Consider the following 22,695-nt stretch of genomic DNA (forward strand, 5'->3'; position numbering starts at 1 on the left):
GCGGCTGGGTGACCGGCCCGAAGGGTGTGCAGAACCGTGGGCGAGCTCAGGCATCGAAGGAGCGCGCCGAGACGTCTTCGACCGCCACCTCGAACGCCATCCGGGCACCGGCGCGCAGGTCGGCCGTCGCGGCGGTCGCCGAGGGGCAGTCGACGAGGATGGGGTATTCCTCCAGGTGCAGCCGCACGGCGCCGGGCACCGGCTCCAGATACGAGATCGTGCCGTGCCAGCGATTCTCCGCCGTGGGGGCCGTGTCGTCGGCCGCACCGCGGATGCGCACCGCGCCCGGGGCGAACACCGCGCTCGCACGGGCGGCGTCGGTAACGGGGGCCGGACCCCGCAGCCGCAGCGTGGCGCCGTTCGCATCGGACACGACGACGGTGCCGTCCACGGGCGCGCCTTCGACGAGGTTGACCCCCGACATCGCGGCCAGGAAGGCCGAGCGCGGATGTCCGAGCACCTCGCCGGTCGATCCCTGCTGCACGATGCCGCCGTCCTGCAGCACGATCATGCGATCGGCGAGGACCACCGCATCCAGCGGGTCGTGCGTGACGAGGACGAGCGGGATGCCTGCACGGTCGCGCTGCTCGGCGATGAGCCGGCGCGCCTGGGCCGCCGTCTGCGCATCCAGCGCGGCGAACGGTTCGTCCAGCAGCAGTGCCTGGGGATCGGCGGCGAGAGCGCGGGCGAGCGCCACGCGCTGCTGCTGTCCGCCGGAGAGCTGCGCGGGGCGTCGCGCATCGTGCTCGGTCAGGCCCACTTCGGCGAGCAGGCGCTGTGCGCGTTCGCGGGCCGCGCCCCGGGGCACGCCCTGTGCACGAGGTCCGAAGGCCACGTTCTCCAGGGTCGACAGGTGCGGGAAGAGCAGGGCGCGCTGACCGAGCAGGCCGATGCGGCGCCGTTGCGGGGTCAGGCGCACCCCGTCGCCGTGCAGCACCCGGCCGTCGAGCGAGATCGTTCCCTCCACGTCGCGCAGGTGACCGGCGATGGCGCCGAGAAGCGTGGACTTGCCCGCGCCGTTCGGCCCGATGATGGCGAGGATCTCTCCTGGCCTGGCACTCAGGGCGGCGGTGAGCGTGAATCCGCCGTTGCGCGCGCGGATATCGACGTCGAGGCTCATCGCATCGAATCCGCTCGCCAGCCGCGCATGAGCACGAGCACGGCCACCGCGACGACGATGAGCATGAGCGAGAGGGCGATCGCCGTGTCCTGCCGCACGCCGGCGCCGTTGAAGGCGGTGTAGATGGCCAGCGGCATGGTGCGGGTGACACCGGCGGCGTTTCCGGCGAACAGGGCCGTGGCGCCGAACTCGCCGAGCGCGCGCGCGAAGCACAGCACGGTTCCCGCCACCAGGCCGGAACCGGCGAGCGGCAGGGTCACGCGCCGGAAGGTCGTGAAGCGGCTGGCGCCCAGGCTCGCGGCCACTTGCTCGTGGCCCGTGCCGATCGTGCGCATCGTGCCCTCGACGGAGATCACGAGGAAGGGCAGGGCGACGAACGCCTGGGCGATCACGACGGCGGTGGTCGTGAACGGGATGCGGATGCCCATCACCTCCAGCACGTCGCCGAACATGCCGTTGCGGCCCAGCAGCGCCAGCAGGGCGATGCCGCCCACGAGAGGAGGGAGCACGAGCGGGAGGGTGGCCAGGGTGCGCAGGATCGCCGCGAGCCATGCGGGGCTGCGCGCGATCACCAGGGCCAGCGGAACGCCGAGCAGGATGCACAGGCCGGTGGCGATGGCGGCGGTGACCAGCGACAGCCCGAGAGCCTGCAGAGCCTCGGGAGCCATGATGGCCGCGGGCACCCCCGCCCAGTCCAGTCGTGCGAGAAGCGCGGCGAACGGCAGCACGAGAAGCAGTGCGCCGATGCCGGCGGGCACGGCCAGCCAGGCGGGGATGCGAGCGGTCATCGTCGTTTCAGGTATCCGCGTCGATCAGGGAGCGCCGAAGCCGAAGTCGGCGAGCACCGACTGCCCCTTGTCGGACAGGACGAACTCGACGAACGCCTTGGCGGCATCCGGGTTCTTCGACGCCTTCAGCACGGTGAGCGGATACACGTTGGTCGCGCGCTCGGCGCCGTCGATCTCCACACCCTCGACCTCGTCGCCGCCGGCGGTCACATCGGTGCGGTACACGAGACCGGCATCGGCCTCGCCCGACTTGACCTTGGCGAGCACGGCGGTGACGTTCTGCTCCTCGCTGACGGGGGTCAGCGCCACGCCGTCGGCATCGAGCAGCGTGTGCGAGGCGTTGCCGCAGGGCACCTCGGGGGCGCAGACGACGACGAGCCTGGCCGGGTCGGCCAGGTCGGCGAGGCCGGTGACGTCCGTCGGGTTGCCGGGGGCGACCGCGATCTCCAGCACGTTGGTGGCGAACGCCTGCGGGTCGGCGGCAAGGCCATCGACCTTGTCCATGTTCTTCTCGTCGGCCGAGGCGAAGACATCCGCCTCCGCGCCCTCGAGCAATTGGGTGGCCAGCGTCGAGGAGCCGTCGTAGGTGATCGGCTTGATCACGACATCGGGGTGCTCCGCGGTGAACGCGGCCGACAGCTCGTCGAATGCGCCGCCCAGCGAGGCGGCGGCGAAGATGGTCAGCTCGCCCGTAAGGGTGTCCGCGGCGGTTTCCGTGGGGGCGGAAGTGCTCCCGGGCGCGGGCTCGGCGCCCGCGCATCCGGTGAGGGCGATGCCGGCCGCGGCGGCCGCGGCGAGCAGGATCGAAGCCGCGGTGCGGCGGCGAAGGGGCGTGGTCACGAGTGCTGTTCTCTTTCGGTTTCCAGGATGACCATGGTCGCTTTGACCACGGCGACGCCCTTCGAGCCGACATCGAGTCTGAGCTCGCGGGCGGCTTCGGCCGACATCAGCGACACGACCCGGTGCGGGCCGCACTGCAGCTCGACCTGGGCCATGATGCCGTCGATCTCGACCCGGGTGACGAGTCCGACGAAGCGATTGCGTGCGCTTCGGCGCACGTCGCCGAGATCGGAGGTCTCGGAAGCGAGGGTCTTCGCGTGGGCGGCGAGTTCTGCGCCGTCCACGACCTGGCGTCCTGAGGCGTCCTGCGAGACGGTGAGGATGTCGTCGTGTACCCATCGTCGGACGGTGTCATCGCTCACGCCGAGCAGGTTCGCCGCCTCGCTGATCCGAAAGTGCGTCATAAGCATGACGATACAGACGCAGATGCGGAACTGCAATTCAGAATCTCGCATTGCGGAAGTCAATTTCCAAAATGAGTGGACGGGGCGCCGTTTCCTTGTTACTCTCGATCGCGCCCCTGGGAGCCTCGCATGGCTCCGCGACAGGGGATCGAAGAATCGCACACCGTGGATCGACGAGGATCCGAGCCCGCCAGGGCTCCTCGCCAGGTCGCGAAACACAGCAAGGAAGCTTTCGAGATGAACACCATCGGCCTCACCTCCACCGACAGCCCCGCTGACGGTTCGCAGACCGCCGGGCAGACGCCGGCCGAGTACCTCGCCCGCGCCGTCGCCCTCGCGACCGACAACGTCCGCAACGCGGGCGGCCCGTTCGGCGCCGTCGTCGTGGCCGCCGACGGCCGCGTCTTCGAGGGCGTCAACCGCGTCACCGCGAACCTCGACCCCTCCGCTCACGCCGAGGTCAGCGCGATCCGCAACGCCTGCCAGGGTCTGGGGACGTTCGACCTCAGCGGTGCTGTGCTCTATACGAGCTGCGAGCCCTGCCCGATGTGCCTGGCGACCTCGCTCTGGGCCCGCATCGACAAGGTGTACTTCGCCGCCGACCGCAACGATGCCGCTGCCGCCGGATTCGATGACGCCGTCTTCTACCGCTACTTCGAGGGCGACGCCTCCGACCGCGAGATCATGCCGGTCGCGCGCGAGGAGCTCCCCCCGGTGCAGCGCGTCGAGCCGTTCACCGAGTGGAACGACACCGTCGGTCGCACCGACTACTGACCAGCCTGAAGGGGTGCGGCGACCACCGCACCCCTTCGTTCGGCCCGCTGACCGGCACAACGGGTTCAGCGCACCGATCACACCAAGACCTCCCGGGACGCGCACCTCCACCGTCGCCCCCGGAACACCGCCGGACGCCGTCCGGCATGACCCACGGAGCGACGACGCTCCGCGACCCGAGCAGGAGAGCACTTCTATGTCTCAGACCGCCGAGATCCGCGAGGACGCGGAAATCCCCGATAACGCGCCGCAGACGCGCGGAATCGATCGATTCTTCGAGATCACGAAGCGGGGATCCACGATCCCGCAGGAGATCCGCGGAGGACTGGTCACCTTCTTCGCGATGGCGTACATCGTCATCCTCAACCCCATCATCCTCTCCGGGGGAACCGACGTCGCAGGCAACGCCCTCGACTTCGCGCAGGTCGGCGCCGTCACCGGTCTGACCGCCGGTGTCATGACCGTGCTCATGGGCCTCGTCGCCCGCGTGCCGTTCGCTCTGGCCGCCGGCCTCGGCATCAACTCGTTCCTCGCCGTCTCCGTGGTGGGCGACGTGACCTGGCCCGAAGCCATGGGCCTGGTGATGATCAACGGCGTCCTGATCGTGCTGCTCGGTGCCACCGGCATCCGCACCGCGATCTTCCACGCCGTGCCGCAGGCGCTGAAGGCGGCCATCACGGTCGGCATCGGCCTGTTCATCGCCTTCATCGGAATGGTCGACGCCGGCTTCGTCAACCGCACCCCGGCCGGTCCGCCGGTGCAGCTGGGCGACGGCGGATCGCTGAACTCGGTCCCGACCCTCATCTTCGTCGGCACGCTCGTGCTGATGGGCGTGCTGCTGGCCCGCAAGGTTCCCGGCGCCATCCTCATCGGCATCATCGCCGGCACCGTGGTCTCGGTCATCGTCGAGGCCGTCATGAAGCTCGGCGCGCTCGACCCCGAGGGCAGCAACCCCGGCGGATGGCACATGACCGTGCCGGAGCTGCCCACGCAGTGGCTGAGCATCCCCGACTTCTCGCTGGTGGGTCAGTTCGACCTGTTCGGCTCGTTCGGCCGCATCGGCGCGCTGGCCGCCGTGATGCTCGTCTTCACCCTGCTGTTCACGAACTTCTTCGACGCCATGGGCGCCATGACCGGGCTCGCCCGAGAGGCCGGCATCGCCCGCAAGGACGCGACCTTCCCGCGTCTGCGCAGCGCCTTCGTCGTCGAAGGCGCCGGCGCCGTCATGGGCGGTGGCACGTCGAGCTCGTCTGCGACGGTCTTCATCGACAGTGCCGCCGGAATCGCGGAGGGCGCCCGCACGGGCCTCGCCTCGCTGGTCACCGGTGCTCTCTTCCTGCTGTCGATGTTCCTCACGCCGCTGACGGCCATCGTTCCGATCGAGGTCGCCGCCGCCGCGCTGGTCGTGGTGGGTGCGCTGATGATGTCGCAGATCCGCGAGATCAAGTTCAACAAGTTCGCCGTCGCCATGCCCGCGTTCCTCACGATCGTGACCATGCCGCTGACGTATTCGATCGCCAACGGCATCGGCGCGGGCTTCATCGCCTGGGCCCTCGTCAACGCCCTCGCCGGCCGTGCCAAGAAGGTGCACTGGCTGCTGTGGGTCGTCGCCCTCGGCTTCGCGGTGTACTTCGCGCGCGGCCCGATCGAGACGCTGCTGGCCGGCTGATCGAGGCCGACACCCCTCTGTGCCCGGTGTCCGCTTCGGCGGCACCGGGCACAGGCGTCTTCGGACGATGAAAGGATGGCCGGATGGCTTCCCGCACGACCCCCTCTTCGAACGACCGCTCGGGCGGTGACCCGGTACCGGGATCGGTGTGGCGCGCGCCCGGGATACCGGCCCTCGTCGGCATGGTCGTGGCCGGATTCGCCGGCTATTCGCTGCTGATGCCCGTCGCGCCGTTGTGGGCGGTACGCGGCGGCGCCGACGAGGCCGGTGCCGGGTTCGTCACCGGGGTCTTCATGCTGTTCACGGTGCTGGTGCAGCTGTGCGTGCCCGCCGTGCTTCGCCGCTTCGGCTGGACGCCGGTGCTCATCACCGGTCTCGCCCTGCTGGGGCTGCCGTCGCCGCTGCACCTCGTCTCGGGCGAGCTGTGGTGGATCCTGCTCATCTCGGCCGTCCGCGGAGCGGGCTTCGCCGTGCTCACGGTGTGCGGAGCGAGTGCGGTCGCCGAGCTCGTCGAGCCCGCCCGCCGGGGGCGTGCGATCGGCGTCTTCGGGCTCGGGATCGCCGCGCCGCAGGTGCTGCTGCTGCCGGCGGCGCCATGGCTGGCAGAACACCTCGGCTTCTGGTTCGTCTTCGCGCTGGGGGCCGTGCCCGTTCTGGGCATCGCCGCCGCGGTGCCGCTGGGTCGTCGGCTGGATGGGCTGCCGCCGCATCCGGACCCCGCCCAGGAGGCGCATCACGGCGTGCGCCGATACCTGGGGCTGATCCCGCCCATGTTCGTGCTGCTGGGGGTGACGCTGGCCGGGGGCGCGCTCATCACCTTCGTGCCGCAGCTGTCCGTACCCGCCGTCGTCGTCACGGTGGGCCTGCTGCTGCTCACGGGTCTCGCCGCCCTCACGCGGTGGGGCATCGGCCACCTCGCCGATCGCTGGGGTGCTCAGCGGCTGCTGTGGCCGTTCGTCATCGTGACGGCCGGGGGGATGGCGTTGACGGCATCCGCCGTGCTCGATCAACCGGATACATGGCGACTGCTCGGCGGTATGGCTCTGGTAGGCATCGGATACGGCGCGCTGCAGAACCTCACGCTCGCGGCGTCGTTCTCGGCCGTCGCGCGGCGCGATCAGGTTGTCGCGAGCGCGGTGTGGAACATCGGCTTCGACACCGGCACCGGCGTCGGCGCCGTCGTGGTGGGGATGATCGCCTCGGCGCTGTCGCTCTCGCCGGCGCTGCTGATCGCGGCGGGCCTGTCGCTGCTCACCCTGCCGCTCGCCTTCATCCGCACCGATCGCCCCGGCGCGCACTGACCCGGCGAGGCCGGGTTCTCAGCCGCGGCCGAGGAAGGGCATGGCCGCGGCGGTGACAGTGAGGTGGGGCACGCTGACATCGAGGGGGAGACGGGCCAGACGCACGACGAGACCGGCGACGTGCGCGACGTCCATCGTCGGCTCCGGGCGCACCGAGCCGTCGGCCTGCAGGGCGCCGCCGGCGACCAGGCCGTCGAGCAGCTCGGTGCGGGCGTTGCCGATGTCGAGCTGCGTGGCCGTGATGCCGTGGGGCCTGCCGTCGAGCTCGATCGATTTGGTGAGACCGGCGATCGCGTGCTTCGTGGTCGCGTACGCCACCGAGCGCGGACGCGGGGTCTGCGCCGCGATCGAGCCGTTGTCGATGATGCGCCCGCCCTGCGGATCCTGTGCGCGCATCTGCCGGAACGCAGCGCCGGCGCACAGCACCGAGCCGGTGACGTTGACGGCGAGCACCTGCAGCCACTCGGCGGGGTCGAGATCGCCGACGTCGACGCCAGGGCCCGACATCCCCGCATTGTTGAACAGCACGTCGAGACGTCCGAAGCGGGCGACGTGCTGCGCCATCAGCCGTTCGACGGCATCCGGATCGGTGACATCGGTGGGAACGACGAGGGCGTTCGGATGCAGCGCATCGTCGTTCGCGCCCGCATCGGGGGAGGCGGCCTCCTGCAGTGGCTCTGGGCGGCGGCCCGCGAAGGTCACGCCGAAGCCGTCGGCGAGCAGGGCGCGGGCGACCGCGCGGCCGATGCCGGTGCCGGCGCCGGTCACGATCGCGCTCGGGCGGGCGGTCTCAGGGGCCTCGGGGTCGGAATCCCCGCTCACGAGACGGGGACCTCGACGGCCGCGTGCTCCTCGATGAGCTGGAGGATGCGCGCCGCGACGCTCACCGCGATCGCGGCGGGCTGCTTGCCGCTCACCTCGGGAACGCCGATCGGGGTGGTCACCCGCGTCAGCGCCTCGTCGTCGTGGCCGAGCTCGTGCAGCTTCTTGCGGAACCGCGCCCACTTCGAGGCCGAGCCGATGAGGCCGATCGATGCGAGACCCGGCGTGCGCAGGGCCTGATCGACCACGGCGAGGTCTTCGACATGGTCATGGGTCATCACGAGCACGTGCGCACCCTCGGCGAGATCGGCCAGGGCCGACTCGGGCACGGGGGCGTGGATCGGGCGCACCCGGGCGACGGCGTCGTCGAGCACGCCGATGCGCGCCGGGTCGAGCATCTCGGCGCGCGAGTCGATGAGGTGCAGGTCGAGATCCTGACGGGAAAGGATGCGCGCGAGCTCGAGACCCACATGCCCCAGTCCGAACACGGCGACGGTCGGGGTGACCCGCATCGGCTCCAACAGCATCGTGACCTCTCCTCCGCAACACTGCACACCGTACTCGGTCGTGGCCTTGTCGCTCAGGGTGAGCGTGAGCAGCTCGGGCTCGCCGGTGCCCCGGGCGAGCATCGTCCTGGCCTGATCGATCGCGGTCGCCTCGAGGTTCCCGCCGCCCACCGTGCCGAACACGGCATCCGCGGACACGACCATCTTCGCCCCGCCGTTGCGCGGCGAATGCCCGCGCACCATCGCCAGGGTGACGATCACTGAGGGGCTGCGCTGCGCGCGCAGCCCCTGCAGTGCGTCGATCCAGTCCATCAGTGCCTCATGCGGGGTGCGTGCGACTCAGACGCCGGCGAGAACGCGGTCGGCGTCCTCGCTCGCGCCGGGGGCGTCGCCAGTCGTGCCCGCCTGCTGCGCCGCCTGCACGGCCCAGAACACGGCCTCCGGGGTCGCGGGGGATCCGAGGATCACCTCGTGGCCCTTCGGACCGAACTCGCCGACCGCCTGGCGGATGGCCTCGCGGGCGCTGAACGGGAGCATGAACGGCGGCTCGCCGACGGCCTTGGAGCCATACACCGCGCCGTCTTCACGGGCGTTCTCGAAGAGGCGCACGTGGAACTGCTCGGGCATCTCCGAGAAGCTGGGCAGCTTGTACGTGGACGCCGACTGGGTCTGCAGGCGGCCGCGATGCGGTCCGTCCGACTCGTCCCAGCGCAGCTCCTCCAGCGTCAGCCAGCCGAGGCCCTGCACGTACGCGCCCTCGATCTGTCCGATGTCGAGCATCGGCGAGAGAGAGTCGCCCACGTCGTGCACGATGTCCACGCGGCGCACGCGGTATGCGCCGGTGAACTCGTCGACCTCGACCTCGCTGGCCGCGGCCCCGTAAGCGAAGTACTTGAAGGGCGAGCCCTGCATGATCTCCGGGTTCCAGTGCAGACCCTCGGTGCGGTAGTACCCGGCGGCGAACAGCTGCACGCGTTGCAGGTACGCCGCCTCGGCGACCTCGGCGAAGGGCAGCCGGGTGTCCTTGCCCAGGGCTGCGACGAAGCCGCCCGAGAAGCGCACGTCGCGCTCGTCGACGCCCAGCAGACGTCCGGCGACCTTGGCCATGCGCTCGCGGATCTGCTCGCACGCGTTCTTGACGGCGCCGCCGTTGAGGTCGGCGCCGGACGAGGCCGCCGTCGCCGACGTGTTGGGCACCTTGTCGGTGCGCGTCGGAGCCAGGCGCACCTGGTCCAGTCGCAGGCCGAGCGCGGTCGCGGCCACCTGCAGCATCTTCGTGTGCAGACCCTGGCCCATCTCGGTGCCGCCGTGGTTGATGAGCACCGAGCCGTCCTTGTAGACGTGCACGAGCGCACCGGCCTGGTTGAAGGCGGCGAAGTTGAACGAGATGCCGAACTTGATCGGCGTCATCGCCAGGCCGCGCTTGATGTGCGGGCTGGTGCGGTTGAACTCGGCGATCTCGGCCTTGCGGCGCTCGATGTCGGCCTCGTCGGAGAGCTGGCCCCAGATCGTCTCCAGGCGGTCGGCGTCCTTCACGAGCTGGCCGTAAGGGGTGGACTGACCGGGCTGGTAGAAGTTCTTGCGGCGGAGCTCGATCGCGTCGATCCCCAGCTGCGGGGCGATGCGGCCCAGGATGTCTTCGATGAGGAAGATGCCCTGCGGGCCGCCGAAGCCGCGGAAGGCGGTGTTCGACGTCTTGTTCGTCTTGGCGATCCGGCCGTGCGCGTGCACGTTGGGAATCCAGTACGAGTTGTCGAGGTGGCAGAGAGCGCGGCCGAGCACGGGCTCGGACAGGTCGAGGCTCCATCCGCCGTCGCAGGTCAGCACCGTCTCCAGCGCCTGCAGGTAGCCGTTCTCGTCGACGCCGACCTTCCACGAGATGTGGAAGGGGTGGCGCTTGCCGGTCATCGTGATGTCCTGCGTGCGGTTCAGGCGCACGCGCACAGGGCGGCCGGTGACCTTGGCGCCCAGCGCGGCGATCGCGGCGAAGCCGTGCGACTGCATCTCCTTGCCGCCGAAGGCGCCGCCCATGCGCAGCGACTGCACGGTCACCTCGCTGGAGGTGATGCCGAGCACGTGCGCGGTGATCTCCTGCGCCTCGGAGGGGTGCTGCGTGGAACTCTGGACGAAGTACTGCCCCTCCGAGTCGCGGATCGCGAAGGCCGCGTGCGTCTCGAGGTAGAAGTGCTCCTGGCCGCCGAACTCGCTCACGCCCTCGAAGACGTGCGCGGCCTCGACCATCGCGGCCGCCGCGTCGCCGCGGGCGACCGTGCGGGCGATGCCCTGGAAGGACTCCGCGTCGACGGCATCCTGCACCGTGATCAGCGAGGGCAGCGGCTCGTACTCGACCGTGACCTTCTCGGCGCCCTTGCGAGCCGCCTCCTGCGTCTCCCCGAGCACCCAGACCAGGGCGTGGCCGTAGAACATCGCCTCGGACGGGAACAGCGGCTCGTCGTGCTTGATGCCCGCGTCGTTCACGCCCGGCACGTCGTCGGCGGTGAGCACGTGCACGACGCCTGGTACCTCGTAGGCGCCGGAGACGTCCACGCGCACCTTGGCGTGCGCGTTGGTGGACTGCACGGGCCACGCCGTCAGCGTGCCCGGATGCTGGGTCGCGAGGTCGTCGGTGTACATCGCGGCGCCGGTGACGTGCAACCGAGCGCTCTCGTGCGCGGCGGGGTCTCCGACGATCGGGTTGGCGGGGCGGTCAGCGAGAGCGCTCATGCCGTGGCCTCCTTCGAGTCCGAGTGCTTGGTGGTGCTGTAGAGCTTGAGCAGGGCCGAGCCGAGCATGAGCGAGCGGTAGTCGGCGCTCGCGCGGTGATCGGACATCGGGGTGCCCTCGCCCTTGAGGATGGCCGATGCGGACTGGACCGTGGCGATGTTCCACGGCTTGCCGATCAGCGCCTCTTCGGTGGCGCGGGCGCGCAGCGGGGTGGCGGCGACGCCGCCGAGCCCGATGCGGGCGGCGGTGACGATGTTCTCGTCGTCGATGTCGAGCGCAAACGCGACGGCGACACTGGAGATGTCGTCGAAGCGGCGCTTGGCGATCTTGTGGAACGCGGTGACCTCGGCCAGCGGCAGCGGGATGCGGATGGCGCGGATGAGCTCGTCGGCCGCGCGCACCGTCTGGCGGTAGCTGGTGAAGTACTCCGACAGCTCGACCTCGCGCTCGCCGAGCACCGAGGCCAGCACGACTCGCGTGCCGAGGGCCAGCAGCGCCGGCGGGGTGTCGCCGATGGGGGAGCCGGTGCCGAGGTTGCCCCCGAAGGTGCCGCGGTTGCGGATGAGGCGAGAGGCGAACTGCGGGAACAGCTGCGCGAGCAGGGGCACGCGGCCGGCGAGGCGGCGCTCGACCTCGGACAGCGGCAGGGCCGCGCCGATCTCGATCATGTCGTCGCCGATCTCCAGCGTGCGCAGCTCCTCGAGCTGCTCGATGGCGACGACGAGCGGCGCGCGGCGGCCGCGGATGTTGACCTCGACGCCGAAGTCGGTCGAGCCGGCGACGAGTACGGCATCCGGCTCGTCGTGGATCAGCTGCAGGGTGTCGGTGAGCGTGGCGGGGCGGATGAAGCGCGCCCCGTCGATCTCGGCGTCGGTGGCCACGGCGACCGGGGCCGGCTTGTCGAGGCGCTGGCGCAGTGGGTCATCGGCCTCGGGGGCACCCAGCGAGTACGCCGCATCGCGGATCGGACGGTAGCCCGTGCACCGGCACAGGTTGCCGCTGAGCGCGTGCAGATCGAACCCGTTCGGGCCATGCTCGGGGTCGTCGTGCGCGTCGTCGTCATGCACGGGGCAGGCGTCGTCATCGGCGGCGACGCGGTCTTCGCGGTAGTACTCGCCCGCCATGCTGCAGGCGAACCCGGGGGTGCAGTAGCCGCACTGCGATCCGCCCGCCTCGGCGAGCTTCTCCTGCACGGGATGCAGATCGTCGATGGTGCCCAGGCCCTCGGCGGTGACGACCTCCTGGCCGTTGAGCGCGTAGACGGGCACGAGGCACGCGTTCACGGGCGTCCAGCTTGTCCCGCCGTCGACGGCGGGGGTGGCCAGCAGCATCGCGCAGGCGCCGCACTCGCCTTCGGCGCAGCCCTCCTTGCTGCCGGACAGGCCGGTGTCGCGCAACCAGTCGAGCGCGGTGGCGTGCGCGGGAACGCCCGCGAGGCCGCGGCGTTCTCCGTTGACAGTGACGGCGATGTCGTTCATGAAACGGGTCTCCTCAGATCCGGCGGTGGTGCTGGCGACGGGTCGTGTGCCGGGCCTGACTCGGTCGCTGTGATTCTACGCTCGCGCACGGGCACGCGGGCAGGGGGAACGTCAAGGGGTTTGCGGGAACAGATTGCGCAGGGCGCGCAGATAGCGACCCGCTCCGCTCTCCCGACCGAGCGGGACGTGGAGGTCCGGATCGATGTGGATGAGCGGGTGGAGTTCGTTCAGGTCGGCCTGGGTCTCTGCGACGACGGCGTTGTCATGATTGCGCATGATCACCCTCCAAAATCTGAGCCGGGTCTTCATCGAACCGACTCTGCTCAGGGAACTTTCGCATTATGAAAGCTAGCTTCTGAGATATGGAAAGAATACGACGCCGAGAGCGTCTCGTCAAGACCTCTCGACCTCGCTGCGCACAGCGATGCACGCGGGTGGCCACGAGTTCTCGGTCGATCCTGTGCTGATCCACAGGTCGAGCACGCGCCGGCGGCCGCACAGGGAGCCGAGGGGCGGCCCTGGTCAGCGGACGCCCTCCGACGGGAGGGAATGAGGAGTGGATGCGCGGGTGATCGCCGACGTCAGGCGCTCATCGCGAGGGCGGAGATCTCGTCGGCCACCTCGCGCAGCACCGGCACCGCGCGGGCGGCGAAGGCCTCGTCGACGCGGGCTACCGGACCCGAGACCGAGACGGCCGTGAGCACCGGCATGTCGGGCACGGCCATGGCGTAGCAGCGCACGCCGAGCTCCTGCTCGTTGTCGTCGATCGCGTAGCCGCGCTCGCGGGTGACCGCGAGGTCGGCGAGCAGTGCGTCGAGGGTGTCGATCGAGCGTTCCGTGTCTCGGGGGAGCCCCGTGCGCGCGATGATCTCGCGCACCTGGTCGTCGTCGAGCTGGGCGAGGATCGCCTTGCCCACGCTCGTGGAGTGCAGGTGCGAGCGCCGACCCACCTCGGTGAACATGCGCATGGCGTGCGGCGACGGCGCTTGAGAGATGTAGACGACCCGGTCGCCGTCGATCGTGGCGAGGTTGGCCGTCTCGCCGAGGCGCTCCACGAGCTGCTTGAGCTGCGGCATCGCGACCTGCCCGAACTTGCGGTTGGCGACCTCGCCGAGGCGTACGAGCCGCGGTCCCAGCGCGTAGCGGCGGTTGGCGAGCTGGCGTGCGTAGCCGCGGGCGACCAGGGTGCGCAGCAGGCGGTGGATCGTCGGCAGCGGCAGATCGGCGGCCGCGGACAGCTCGCTGAGGGTGACGTCGCCGCCGGCATCGGCGATGAGCTCCAGAAGGTCGAAGACGCGGGCGACGGACTTCACTCCATCGGAGGCGGCGGACGCCATGGGCGGTCCTTTCATCGGCGGGCACGACGCGGCGAAGTTATCCGCATCGCGGAAATCATATGCCGGAAAGCGTAGCCGATGGCGCTGTCGCGGCGGTTATCCACGGATTCATAGAGAAGGTTGAAGTTTCCGCATAGTGGAGGTTAGTATCCATAGTGCGTACATATCGTCGACACACTTCCGTGCGACCCCCGTGTCGACCGCACGGATCCCACGCCTCCGAGAGGACAGATCAATGGCGAATCCGAGTCCGGGATACTCCATCCAGCTGCGTGCCGAGGTCTCGGCGCACGTCACCGCGACCGGCGAGCTCGTCGCCGCCGTCACCGAGGCCGGGGCCGTCGTCACGGCCGTCGACGTGAGCGAATCGCGCCACGACCGCATCATGGTCGACATCACCTGCAACACCGCGAGCGCCTCGCACGCCACCGAGATCGCCGAGGCGCTCTCGCGTCGCGAGGGCGTCGTGGTGCACGAGGTCGACGACCGCACCTTCCGCATGCACGTGGGCGGCAAGCTCTCCGTCAACCCGAAGTCTCCGCTGCGCAACCGCGACGACCTCTCGCGCGCTTACACCCCCGGCGTCGCCCGGGTGTGCCAGGCCATCGCCGCCGATCCGCGTGACGCCCGCCGGTACACGGTCAAGGGCAACACGATCGCCGTCGTCACCGACGGCTCGGCCGTGCTGGGCCTGGGAAACATCGGCGCCGCCGCCTCCATCCCCGTCATGGAGGGCAAGGCCGCCCTGTTCAAGCAGTTCGCCGACGTCGACGCATGGCCGGTGGCCCTGGACACGCAGGACACCGAGGAGATCATCCGCACGGTCAAGGCCCTCGCGCCGGTGTACGGCGGGATCAACCTCGAAGACATCGCCGCGCCGCGCTGCTTCGAGATCGAGCGGCGCCTGCGCGAAGAGCTCGACATCCCCGTCTTCCACGACGACCAGCACGGCACGGCCATCGTGACCCTGGCCGCGCTCATGAACGCGCTGAAGATCACCGGACCCAGCCTCGCCGACGCGCGCATCGTGCTCTCCGGCGTGGGCGCGGCGGGCAGCGCCATCATCCAGCTGCTGCAGGCCGAGGGCGCGCGCCACATCGTCGCCGCGGGCCGTTCGGGCATCATCCACCGCGGCCAGGCCCACACCGACGAGCACCGTCGGTGGATCGCCCAGAACACCAACCCCGAACAGCGCACCGGCTCCCTCGCCGACGCCCTCGTCGGTGCCGACGTGTTCATCGGCGTGAGCGCCCCCGACCTCATCGGCGAGGCCGAGCTCGCCTCGATGGCCGAGAACGCGATCGTGTTCGCGATGGCCAACCCCGACCCCGAGGTCGACCCGCTGCTGGCCGCGCGCTACGCCGCCGTCGTCGCCACCGGACGCAGCGACTTCCCGAACCAGATCAACAACGTGCTGGCCTTCCCCGGCTTCTTCCGCGGCCTGCTCGACGCCCACGCGTCGGACATCGTGCCGGAGATGCTCGTGGCCGCGGCCCGCGCGATCGCCTCGGCGGTGCGCGACGACGAGCTCAACGCCAGTTACATCATCCCCAGCGTGTTCGACCCGACCGTCGCCCGCGGCGTCGCCGACGCCGTCGCGCTGGCGGCGGAGCGCGCGCGTCTGGACGCGACCGAGCAGGATGTCCTGGACATCGAGGGAGCCGTGGTCGCTTGAGCATCCGCGTCACCCGGCCCGCGCGCACCGACGGTGCCGAGGCCATCCTGACGCCGGAGGCGCTGGCGTTCGTCGAGGAGCTGCATCAGCGTTTCGACGGGCGCCGGCGCGAGTTGCTCGCTGAAGAGGTCGCGGGCCCGGCCGCGCGCCTGGTCCCGAGCATCTGCCTCGACGACGACGTCGACTTCCTCACCCTTCCGGCCTACGATCTGCTCGAAGAGCCCGGAGCACGAACCCCCGATGAGACCGAAGACGAGATGCAGGAGGTGGCGGCATGAGCGGTGTGCTCGACGACGCCGATCTGGCACGTGTGGACGCGCAGCTGGCCGACACGGATGAACTGCTGCGCACGGCCTACCCGGGCGATGACGGCAGCAGGCAGCCTGTGCACACCGTGTACGTGCCCGCCGACGTGTTCACGACCGACCTCGCAGCCCGCTGGGGCGAGCAGGCACTGAGCGCCGTCGCCGATGCAGGCGGCATGGACGCGCTGGCGGAGTCCGTGGGCATCCCGGATGAGCTCGTCCCGGCCGTCGCCGCGCGCGTCTCGGCCAAGCTCGCTGCGGAGCCGATCGAAGACCTCCGCCTCGACTTCGAAGACGGATACGGCGATCGCGGCGATGCCGAAGACGAGGATGCGCGCCGTGCGGCCTCTCTCGTGGCCGAGGCCGTTGCCGCAGGAACGGCACCGCCGTTCATCGGCATCCGCTTCAAGTGCTTCGAGGAGCCCACTCGCGCCCGCGGATTGCGCACGCTCGACCTCTTCCTCGGCGGTCTCATCGAGGCGGGCGGACTGCCCGACGGGCTCGTGCTGACGCTGCCGAAGGTGTCGACCGTCGCCCAGGTCGAGGCGATGGCCGACGTCGCGGCTGCGATCGAGCGCGGGCACGGCCTCGAAGAGGGGCGCATCCGCTTCGAGGTGCAGGTGGAGACGCCGCCCCTGGTACTGGGCGCCGACGGCCGCTCGCCGCTGGCGCAGCTGCCGCTGGCCGCTCTGGGCCGCATCTCGGCGCTGCACTACGGCACCTACGACTACAGCGCGTCGCTGGGGATCGCCGCCCGCTACCAGTCGATGGAGCACCCGGCGGCCGACCTCGCCAAGGAGATCATGCAGCTCGCCGTGGCCGCCACCGGCATCCGCCTGTCGGACGGCTCGACGAACATCCTGCCGATCGGCGACCGCACGCAGGAGGCATGGTCGCTGCACGCCCGGCTCGTGCGCCGCTCCCTCGAGCGCGGCTACTTCCAGGGCTGGGACCTGCACGCGCACCAGCTGCCCACGCGCTACCTGGCCACCTACGCCTTCTACCGCGAGGGCTATCCTGAAGCGGCCGCGCGTCTGCGCGCGTACCTGGAGAAGACCCCCGGAGCCGTGCTCGACGAGCCGGCCACCGCGCGGGCGCTCGCCTGGTTCGTCCTGCGCGGGGTGCAGTGCGGCGCCATCGGGGCCGAGGAGGTGTCGGCCGACGCCGGCATCGACGAGACCGCGCTCGCGTGTCTCGCACACCCACGGCTCGCGCTCGTCGACGCCTGAGCATCGACGCCGCTCCGCTTCTTCATCCACCACATCACGACACCCACGAGGACACCATGGGCTACTACACCCCCGCCGGCGGGCTGCCGGGTCAGAGCGAGCTGCTCACCGACCGCGCCATCGTCACCGAGGCGTACACCGTCATCCCGAAGGGCGTGCTGCGCGACATCGTCACGAGCAACCTGCCCGGCTTCACCGGCACCCGCTCGTGGATCATCGCGCGGCCGATCGCCGGATTCGCCACCACCTTCTCGCAGCTGATCGTCGAGATCCAGCCGGGCGGCGGCGCCGCGCGCCCCGAGCCCGAGGCGGGCGTCGAAGGCGTCGTCTTCGTCACCACGGGCGAGCTGACGCTGACCATCGCGGGCGAGGAGCACGTGCTGGGCGAGGGCGGCTACGCCTACCTCGCCGCGGGCGAGGAGTGGTCGCTCGCCAACAAGGGCTCCGAGCTCACCAGCTTCCACTGGGTGCGCAAGGCGTACGAAACGGCCGAGGGGATCGACGCGCCCGCGTCGTTCGTCACCCGCGACCAGGACGTGGCGCCGCGTCCAATGCCCGACACCGACGACGCCTGGGCCACGACGCGTTTCGTCGACCCCGACGACCTCGCGCACGACATGCACGTGAACATCGTCACGTTCCAGCCGGGCGGGTCCATCCCGTTCGCCGAGACGCATGTCATGGAGCACGGTCTGTTCGTGCTCGAGGGCAAGGCCGTCTACCGCCTCAACGGTGACTGGGTCGAGGTCGAGGCGGGCGACTACATGCACCTGCGCGCGTTCTGCCCACAGGCCTGCTACGCCGGTGGTCCCGGCCCCTTCCGCTACCTGCTGTACAAGGACGTGAACCGCCAAGTGATGCTGACGCGCGGCGGAGACCCCCGCCCCTGGGGCTGATCCTCGGAGTTTGGATCGCCCCCGCAGCGATAGAGGGTTCTAACGGTGGTCGCAACACGCTGACTTTCAGGAGGTTGCGACTACCGTGTCGTTTACGAAGGAAAAGTGGGCAGCGCTGAGAATTCGGTTCCTCGACCGGAGGGCTGTTGTCGGCTCCGTGACAGTGGTCGCTCGCGAGATGGGTCTGAACTGCAACTCGGTATATGTGTGGGGGCGGCAGGCGGGGCTGACGTCGAAGAGGCCTCCGCATGCGAAGAAAGCTGAGCCTCTCGCGCTCCGCAAGGCCGGCGAGGTCGTCGCACAGCGAATGAATGGTCGGCCTCGCTAAGCTCGTCCTTACGGACTAGGCCGTGTTGATCAAGAGGTTTCGGTGTTCGGTGGGCGAGTCTTGAACCGTGACGCGACAGGAGATCTCTGACGAGGTGTGGGCCGTGCTCGAGCCGTTGATGCCGACGGTGTCCGGGAGGTCTCGGCCGTGGACGGATCACCGTTCGGCGGTGGAGGGTATGGCGTGGAAGTACCGCACAGGTGCGCCGTGGCGCGACGTTCCCGAGCGGTTCGGGAAATGGAACTCGATTTACAAGCGGTTCAACCGGTGGGCCGAGGACGGCACTTGGGAGAAGTTACTCGCCGAGGTGCAGAAGCAGGCCGACGTGGCGGGAAAGATCGACTGGGTGGTCTCGATCGATTCCACGATCGCGCGCGTGCATCAGCACGGCGCGACCCTCGCCCGCGACACAGGGGGCTCCACCGAATCACACGAATCCGCAGATCGAGCCGCCTGATCACGCGATCGGCCGGTCCCGTGGCGGGTTGACAACGAAGCTGCACCTGGTTGCCGATGGGCGCGGCAGACCGTTGGGGATGGTGCTCACCGGCGGCAACGTCGCCGACACCACGATGCTCGCCGCGACGCTCGAAGACATCCACGTGCCTCGCGCGTCACGAGGGCGTTGCGACGACCCCTGAATCCGTCCGATGCGGGAGCGTTCGGTGTTTCGGGATCGGATGCTGCGGAGCACCGTTAGGAACCCGTGCGCGAAGCAGAATAGGGTGAGCGCGGGGACCTGTCGCGTCGGTGATAGAGGCGGCTCGCGAACGGAGTCATCGCTAGCGTCAGTAGGCAGATGCTCGCGACCGCCGCGGAGGGCACGAGGAACACTTCGGCCAGGCGCGTGATCATGACGCCAAGGGGCAGTGTGCCGACAGCCACACTCAGCAGCCCCATGGCCGCGGGACGATCCGGCGCGTCCGCGCTGGCGAGTGCGAGGACGGGCTGCTCGACGGTGAAGCCGGACTGACCGATTCCGGCGATGAGTAGCAGGATGAACGACAATGCCCAGTTGTCTGTGAGCACGAAGGCCGCCAGACCTCCGAGCCCGACGATGGTGCCGATCGTATAGACGAGGTCGGGGCGCCGCGTCGGGCGCAGCGCGAGGTGGATGGAACCGATCAGGCAGCCGAAGCCGAGCGCGGCTGTGAGCCATCCAGCGACGATGGAATCCATCCCGCGATCCTGCGCGAAGTGCGGAATCGCAGGGTTCGCGGCGAAGAAGCCGACGTTCATGAGGACGGTGACGAGCAGCACACCGCGCAGCGGGATGTTGGTGCGCAGGACCCGCGCGTCGTCGGCGATAGAGTGCGCCGGGTGTCGCTCGGAGCACGATCCGACGATGCGGGCCGCGCGCAGCAGGATTGCGGCCGCCATCATCACGATCGCGCAGAGGAACACCGCGCCGGCGGTGCCGGTGAGGGCGATCATGACCCCGCCCAGGATCGGACCGACGAGCGCGCCAGCTGAGGAGGAGATGGCTTCGATCGCCATGTAACGATGGCCCTTCGCATCGCCGACCATGTCTTGTAGGTGCGGCAGGCGGATGGAGATGTTGATGAGGTTGCCAAAGCCGATGAACAGCATGAACGCCATGACGAGGATCGGCGAAGGTCCCAGGAGAACGATGCCGAGGGTAGTGAGGGTGACTAGCGTCGCGACCATTGCGCTGCCCCGTGCGGAGGCGATTTCTGGGGGCTGGTGGCGGGTGAGAAAAGGGATGCGGCGAAAAGCGCTGCCACAGAGCATGGGGAGGAAGTAGAGCGCGCCGCCGATCTCGGTGATCAGCAGCGACGACGTCTCGGCGCTGAGGGCGTACGCGCCGGCGAAGAGACCGATGCCTCGGGCAAGGTTCAGAGCGACCCCGGAGAGCAGCATGGGCAGATAGTTGCCGGGGAGCGCGATGCGAGACATGGAGAGGGCCTTTCCGATGGGAGAGGCGCCCGAATCGCTTCGGACGCCCCTCCCATCCGGGACTCAGTTGGTGGCAAACGAGTCGGAGTTCTCGATCCACCACTTCGCGATCTCGGACCGGGGGGCGAACCAGACGTCTCCGGTGCCGAGGGCGTACTCGATGAACATCTTCAGCGCCGAGGCGCGCGATGCCTGACCGATCCAGTGCGCGTGCACACCGATCGTCATCATCTTGCCGTGGGTTTCGCCCTCGCTGCGCAGGTAGTCGAAGCCGTGCTTGAGGGTCTTGAAGTAGTCCTCCGGCTCCGAGTAACCCTGGCCGATGACGAACCGGTGGTCGTTATACACCGGGCTGTAGGGGATCACGAGGTGCTTCTTGTCGGACACTGTGACGAAGTAGGGCACGTCGTCGTTGATCGCGTCCGAGTCGTAGAGGAAGCCACCCTCCTCCACAACGAGCTCACGGGTGTTCATCGAGGCCGTCCGCGACTGCCAGCCGACCGGGCGCGAGCCGCAGGTCTCCTCGATGATCTGGATGGCCGCCTGCATGCGCTCCTGCTCTTCGCGACGGTCGAGCAGGTGGGCGTACTCCCACCGCCAGCCGTGGCAGCCGGGCTCGTGGCCGGCCTCCTGCACGTAGGCGCCGACCTCGGGGTTGCGCGCGAAGGCGACTGCGCAGCCTGAGATTGTCGTCTTGATGTCGTACTCGTCGAACAGGCGGGCCATGCGCCAGATTCCGGCGCGGCTGCCGTACTCCGAGACGGATTCGCCGGGGAGGTCGCGGTAGCGGTCGTCGATGCCGTACGGGAACTCGAAGATCTTGTCGTTTTGGCGGTCGCCGGACGGCCACGAGGCCTCGGCACCGGTCTCGAAGTTCACGACGATGGGGACGGCGACCTTCTTACCCCCCGGCCATCGGGCCTGGATGCCGTTGCGGCCGTGACCGTAGAGGTCGCGGACCGGGCCGGGGCCGGGCTCGTCCTCGAATCCGCTGACTCGGTCGTTGGAGATTGCCATTTCTTACCCTTCGTTGGTGTTGGAAGCAGTGGACTCGGGCTCCATGTAGGACGCGAACATGCCCGTGGCTCGGCCGGCGACCTCGCGAGCGACGAGGACCGGCACGCCAACAGCGCGGTGCAGCTGCTGACTGTCCGCGGCGCCGAAGCCGAAGCAGTCGAGGACGATTGCCTGAGCGCCGGCGTCGATGAGGGCGCTGCAGCGCTCCAACAGCATGGTCGAGCGGGCTTCGGACGTGGAGTACGGCGGAACCGCGACCACATCGACCGTGAAGCCGTCGGCCTCCCACTTCGCCTGAGCGAACGGGACCTGGCCGACGTTCGGCGTGACGACGGCGATCGGCTGATCGGTGCCGATAGTCGCCTTCACGATGTGGGGGATGAGTTGTCCCGCGATGAGCAGCGGGACGCTGCACGTGAACGCACCGAGGTCGCCCGCGCACAGCACGGCCACGGCATCGGCGCCGTCGGTAACGAGCGCGTCGATCGATCGCTGCACATAGGGGCGGATACGGTCGCGCGGGACGTCGATCCCACCCTCCTGTCCGGCCGGGATGTGGATGGGGTAATCGCCGTTCGGGTCGTGGAGGCTGACAGCCTCCTCATCGCTCACCCCGTCGAGGGCGCCGGTCATCCGAGCGGGGGTGCGGCCCAGATGTGGGGCGAATGCTGCCTCGAAGTCGGGCCGAGGGGTGCGTCCGAGCGTGGCGAGCCCGATGAATCCGGTGTCGGTCATATCGATTCCTTATCTCTTCTGCCTGCCGTTATCTCTTGCCCGTCCTTATCTCTTCTGCGTGAGCGGATGCTCACAGCATCACGTCGCCGCTGTTGGGACCGAGAGTCTGGCCGACGTAGAGCGCGCCGCTGACGTCGCCGGCCAGCAGTAGCACGGTCGGTGCGACTTCGGCAGGGACGCCTGAGCGCCCCAGCGGAAGTGCCTTGGCGGTTTCGCGCAGGGTCTCCTCGCTGAGCGTCGCTTCGAACGGGGTCGAGATCGGACCGGGGGCGACGGAATTTACGAGGATGCGCTCGCCCGCGAGCTCGCGGGCGAGCGCTTTGGTGAGGCCGATGACGCCGGCCTTCGAGGCCGCATAGTGGGTGAGCCGCTCGCGCCCGCGCTGGCCGACCTGGCTGGCGATGTTGATGATGCGCCCGCCGCCGGCCTGGCGCAGGTAGGGGATGGCCTCGCGGCAGGCGAGGAACACACCGGTCAGGTTGAGATCGATGACCCGCTGCCACCGGGCGAACGGCATGTCGGAGAGGGGGACCTCGTCGATCACTCCGGCGCAGTTGACCAGGATGTCGAGGCCACCGAGCAGGCGGGTCGACTCGGCGAACGCCGCCGCGACGGACTCCTCACTGGTGATGTCGATCTGCGCGACGTACACGGTGCCGCCGGTGGACAGACGCTGCGCCAGCTGAGCGGCAGTGTCCACATTGTGGTCGGCGATGACGACGGCCGCGCCCTCGACAACGAGCAGCTCGACGATCGCCTCGCCGATCGCGCCGGCGCCGCCGATGACGATGACTCTCTTGTTCTTCACAAGATCGCTCTGCGGTGACGAT

General features: G+C 69.5%; 23 protein-coding genes. 9 read left to right on the forward strand and 14 right to left on the reverse strand.

The genetic code is table 11. From position 1 onward, the window contains the following. Window positions 1-46: 46 nt before the first annotated feature. The 4 genes from BKA02_RS08780 to BKA02_RS08795 are packed head-to-tail and all read right to left on the reverse strand — an operon-like array spanning window position 47 to window position 3,152. The gene (locus BKA02_RS08780; protein ID WP_179433194.1) at window positions 47-1,120 is read right to left on the reverse strand and encodes a sulfate/molybdate ABC transporter ATP-binding protein; all 1,074 of its coding nucleotides are present in this window, start codon (window positions 1,118-1,120) and stop codon (window positions 47-49) included. Beyond that, the gene (locus tag BKA02_RS08785) at window positions 1,117-1,908 is read right to left on the reverse strand and encodes an ABC transporter permease (RefSeq protein WP_179433196.1); all 792 of its coding nucleotides are present in this window, start codon (window positions 1,906-1,908) and stop codon (window positions 1,117-1,119) included. The genes BKA02_RS08780 and BKA02_RS08785 overlap by 4 nt, the downstream gene beginning before the upstream one ends. 24 nt (window positions 1,909-1,932) lie before the next feature. Beyond that, window positions 1,933-2,748 (reverse strand): molybdate ABC transporter substrate-binding protein, encoded by an 816-nt coding sequence (modA, locus tag BKA02_RS08790; protein WP_179433198.1) that lies wholly within the window; start codon window positions 2,746-2,748, stop codon window positions 1,933-1,935. Further along, complete coding sequence (locus BKA02_RS08795) at window positions 2,745-3,152, reverse strand: TOBE domain-containing protein (protein WP_179433200.1); 408 nt, start codon at window positions 3,150-3,152, stop codon at window positions 2,745-2,747. The genes modA and BKA02_RS08795 overlap by 4 nt, the downstream gene beginning before the upstream one ends. Window positions 3,153-3,389: 237 nt before the next feature. Between BKA02_RS08795 and BKA02_RS08800 the strand changes: the two genes are divergently transcribed. The 3 genes from BKA02_RS08800 to BKA02_RS08810 all read left to right on the forward strand — a co-directional run bounded on the left by BKA02_RS08800 (window position 3,390) and on the right by BKA02_RS08810 (window position 6,896). Next, the gene (locus BKA02_RS08800; RefSeq protein WP_179433202.1) at window positions 3,390-3,926 is read left to right on the forward strand and encodes a nucleoside deaminase; all 537 of its coding nucleotides are present in this window, start codon (window positions 3,390-3,392) and stop codon (window positions 3,924-3,926) included. Between the two features lie 196 nt (window positions 3,927-4,122). Further along, complete coding sequence (locus BKA02_RS08805) at window positions 4,123-5,595, forward strand: NCS2 family permease (protein ID WP_179433204.1); 1,473 nt, start codon at window positions 4,123-4,125, stop codon at window positions 5,593-5,595. An 83-nt stretch (window positions 5,596-5,678) separates the two neighbouring features. Continuing rightward, window positions 5,679-6,896: an MFS transporter gene (locus BKA02_RS08810; protein WP_179433206.1), complete on the forward strand. Its 1,218-nt coding sequence runs from the start codon at window positions 5,679-5,681 to the stop codon at window positions 6,894-6,896. Between the two features lie 18 nt (window positions 6,897-6,914). Here the strand turns inward: BKA02_RS08810 and BKA02_RS08815 are convergent, their stop codons facing one another. The 6 genes from BKA02_RS08815 to BKA02_RS08840 all read right to left on the reverse strand — a co-directional run bounded on the left by BKA02_RS08815 (window position 6,915) and on the right by BKA02_RS08840 (window position 13,763). Then, window positions 6,915-7,718: an SDR family NAD(P)-dependent oxidoreductase gene (locus BKA02_RS08815; RefSeq protein ID WP_179433208.1), complete on the reverse strand. Its 804-nt coding sequence runs from the start codon at window positions 7,716-7,718 to the stop codon at window positions 6,915-6,917. After that, on the reverse strand, window positions 7,715-8,536 hold the full coding sequence (gene xdhC / locus BKA02_RS08820; protein ID WP_179433210.1) for a xanthine dehydrogenase accessory protein XdhC: 822 nt from the start codon (window positions 8,534-8,536) through the stop codon (window positions 7,715-7,717). The genes BKA02_RS08815 and xdhC overlap by 4 nt, the downstream gene beginning before the upstream one ends. A gap of 27 nt (window positions 8,537-8,563) precedes the next feature. After that, window positions 8,564-10,948: a xanthine dehydrogenase molybdopterin binding subunit gene (xdhB, locus tag BKA02_RS08825; RefSeq protein WP_179433212.1), complete on the reverse strand. Its 2,385-nt coding sequence runs from the start codon at window positions 10,946-10,948 to the stop codon at window positions 8,564-8,566. Continuing rightward, complete coding sequence (locus tag BKA02_RS08830; RefSeq protein ID WP_179433214.1) at window positions 10,945-12,426, reverse strand: xanthine dehydrogenase small subunit; 1,482 nt, start codon at window positions 12,424-12,426, stop codon at window positions 10,945-10,947. Before BKA02_RS08830 ends, xdhB begins: the two co-directional genes overlap by 4 nt. A gap of 111 nt (window positions 12,427-12,537) precedes the next feature. Then, entirely contained in the window at window positions 12,538-12,702 is a 165-nt protein-coding gene (locus BKA02_RS08835) for a hypothetical protein (protein ID WP_179433216.1), read from the reverse strand. 305 nt (window positions 12,703-13,007) lie between these two features. Beyond that, window positions 13,008-13,763 (reverse strand): IclR family transcriptional regulator, encoded by a 756-nt coding sequence (locus tag BKA02_RS08840; RefSeq protein ID WP_179433218.1) that lies wholly within the window; start codon window positions 13,761-13,763, stop codon window positions 13,008-13,010. Between the two features lie 235 nt (window positions 13,764-13,998). Here BKA02_RS08840 and BKA02_RS08845 point away from each other — a divergent pair, with 235 nt between their 5' ends. The 6 genes from BKA02_RS08845 (at window position 13,999) to BKA02_RS14400 (ending at window position 18,837) form a co-directional block, all read left to right on the forward strand. After that, window positions 13,999-15,438: an NAD-dependent malic enzyme gene (locus tag BKA02_RS08845; RefSeq protein WP_179433220.1), complete on the forward strand. Its 1,440-nt coding sequence runs from the start codon at window positions 13,999-14,001 to the stop codon at window positions 15,436-15,438. After that, complete coding sequence (locus BKA02_RS14595; RefSeq protein WP_179433222.1) at window positions 15,435-15,716, forward strand: hypothetical protein; 282 nt, start codon at window positions 15,435-15,437, stop codon at window positions 15,714-15,716. The genes BKA02_RS08845 and BKA02_RS14595 overlap by 4 nt, the downstream gene beginning before the upstream one ends. After that, window positions 15,713-16,972 (forward strand): DUF6986 family protein, encoded by a 1,260-nt coding sequence (locus BKA02_RS08855; RefSeq protein WP_179433224.1) that lies wholly within the window; start codon window positions 15,713-15,715, stop codon window positions 16,970-16,972. The genes BKA02_RS14595 and BKA02_RS08855 overlap by 4 nt, the downstream gene beginning before the upstream one ends. Window positions 16,973-17,028: 56 nt before the next feature. After that, the gene (locus tag BKA02_RS08860) at window positions 17,029-17,868 is read left to right on the forward strand and encodes a bifunctional allantoicase/(S)-ureidoglycine aminohydrolase (protein ID WP_179433226.1); all 840 of its coding nucleotides are present in this window, start codon (window positions 17,029-17,031) and stop codon (window positions 17,866-17,868) included. 395 nt (window positions 17,869-18,263) lie between these two features. Next, on the forward strand, window positions 18,264-18,653 hold the full coding sequence (locus tag BKA02_RS08865; protein WP_179433228.1) for an IS5 family transposase: 390 nt from the start codon (window positions 18,264-18,266) through the stop codon (window positions 18,651-18,653). 7 nt (window positions 18,654-18,660) lie between these two features. Next, entirely contained in the window at window positions 18,661-18,837 is a 177-nt protein-coding gene (locus BKA02_RS14400) for a transposase (protein WP_425487513.1), read from the forward strand. A gap of 55 nt (window positions 18,838-18,892) precedes the next feature. On the opposite strand, the gene BKA02_RS08875 is transcribed toward BKA02_RS14400, so the two are convergent. The 4 genes from BKA02_RS08875 to BKA02_RS08890 form a co-directional block, all read right to left on the reverse strand. Further along, window positions 18,893-20,113, reverse strand: a complete 1,221-nt coding sequence (locus tag BKA02_RS08875; RefSeq protein WP_179433232.1) for an MFS transporter — start codon at window positions 20,111-20,113, stop codon at window positions 18,893-18,895. Between the two features lie 63 nt (window positions 20,114-20,176). Further along, window positions 20,177-21,130 (reverse strand): polysaccharide deacetylase family protein, encoded by a 954-nt coding sequence (locus tag BKA02_RS08880; protein ID WP_179433234.1) that lies wholly within the window; start codon window positions 21,128-21,130, stop codon window positions 20,177-20,179. 3 nt (window positions 21,131-21,133) lie between these two features. Then, window positions 21,134-21,865, reverse strand: coding sequence for an AroM family protein (locus BKA02_RS08885; RefSeq protein WP_179433236.1), 732 nt, complete (start codon window positions 21,863-21,865; stop codon window positions 21,134-21,136). Window positions 21,866-21,935: 70 nt separating this feature from the next. Next, entirely contained in the window at window positions 21,936-22,673 is a 738-nt protein-coding gene (locus tag BKA02_RS08890; RefSeq protein WP_343045381.1) for an SDR family NAD(P)-dependent oxidoreductase, read from the reverse strand. Window positions 22,674-22,695 lie beyond the last annotated feature (22 nt).

This window comes from Microbacterium pseudoresistens, from assembly GCF_013409745.1.
GTDB classification, from domain to species: Bacteria; Actinomycetota; Actinomycetes; order Actinomycetales; family Microbacteriaceae; genus Microbacterium; species Microbacterium pseudoresistens.

Excerpts from the sequence above, each read along its gene's own strand:
- BKA02_RS08780 (WP_179433194.1), bottom strand. The coding sequence starts at position 1,120 with ATGAGCCTCGACGTCGATATCCGCGCGCGCAACGGCGGATTCACGCTC.
- BKA02_RS08785 (WP_179433196.1), bottom strand. The coding sequence starts at position 1,908 with ATGACCGCTCGCATCCCCGCCTGGCTGGCCGTGCCCGCCGGCATCGGC.
- BKA02_RS08795 (WP_179433200.1), bottom strand. The coding sequence starts at position 3,152 with ATGACGCACTTTCGGATCAGCGAGGCGGCGAACCTGCTCGGCGTGAGC.
- BKA02_RS08800 (WP_179433202.1), top strand. The coding sequence starts at position 3,390 with ATGAACACCATCGGCCTCACCTCCACCGACAGCCCCGCTGACGGTTCG.
- BKA02_RS08805 (WP_179433204.1), top strand. The coding sequence starts at position 4,123 with ATGTCTCAGACCGCCGAGATCCGCGAGGACGCGGAAATCCCCGATAAC.
- BKA02_RS08810 (WP_179433206.1), top strand. The coding sequence starts at position 5,679 with ATGGCTTCCCGCACGACCCCCTCTTCGAACGACCGCTCGGGCGGTGAC.
- xdhC (WP_179433210.1), bottom strand. The coding sequence starts at position 8,536 with ATGGACTGGATCGACGCACTGCAGGGGCTGCGCGCGCAGCGCAGCCCC.
- xdhB (WP_179433212.1), bottom strand. The coding sequence starts at position 10,948 with ATGAGCGCTCTCGCTGACCGCCCCGCCAACCCGATCGTCGGAGACCCC.
- BKA02_RS08830 (WP_179433214.1), bottom strand. The coding sequence starts at position 12,426 with ATGAACGACATCGCCGTCACTGTCAACGGAGAACGCCGCGGCCTCGCG.
- BKA02_RS08835 (WP_179433216.1), bottom strand. The coding sequence starts at position 12,702 with ATGCGCAATCATGACAACGCCGTCGTCGCAGAGACCCAGGCCGACCTG.
- BKA02_RS08840 (WP_179433218.1), bottom strand. The coding sequence starts at position 13,763 with ATGGCGTCCGCCGCCTCCGATGGAGTGAAGTCCGTCGCCCGCGTCTTC.
- BKA02_RS08845 (WP_179433220.1), top strand. The coding sequence starts at position 13,999 with ATGGCGAATCCGAGTCCGGGATACTCCATCCAGCTGCGTGCCGAGGTC.
- BKA02_RS08855 (WP_179433224.1), top strand. The coding sequence starts at position 15,713 with ATGAGCGGTGTGCTCGACGACGCCGATCTGGCACGTGTGGACGCGCAG.
- BKA02_RS08860 (WP_179433226.1), top strand. The coding sequence starts at position 17,029 with ATGGGCTACTACACCCCCGCCGGCGGGCTGCCGGGTCAGAGCGAGCTG.
- BKA02_RS08875 (WP_179433232.1), bottom strand. The coding sequence starts at position 20,113 with ATGTCTCGCATCGCGCTCCCCGGCAACTATCTGCCCATGCTGCTCTCC.
- BKA02_RS08880 (WP_179433234.1), bottom strand. The coding sequence starts at position 21,130 with ATGGCAATCTCCAACGACCGAGTCAGCGGATTCGAGGACGAGCCCGGC.
- BKA02_RS08885 (WP_179433236.1), bottom strand. The coding sequence starts at position 21,865 with ATGACCGACACCGGATTCATCGGGCTCGCCACGCTCGGACGCACCCCT.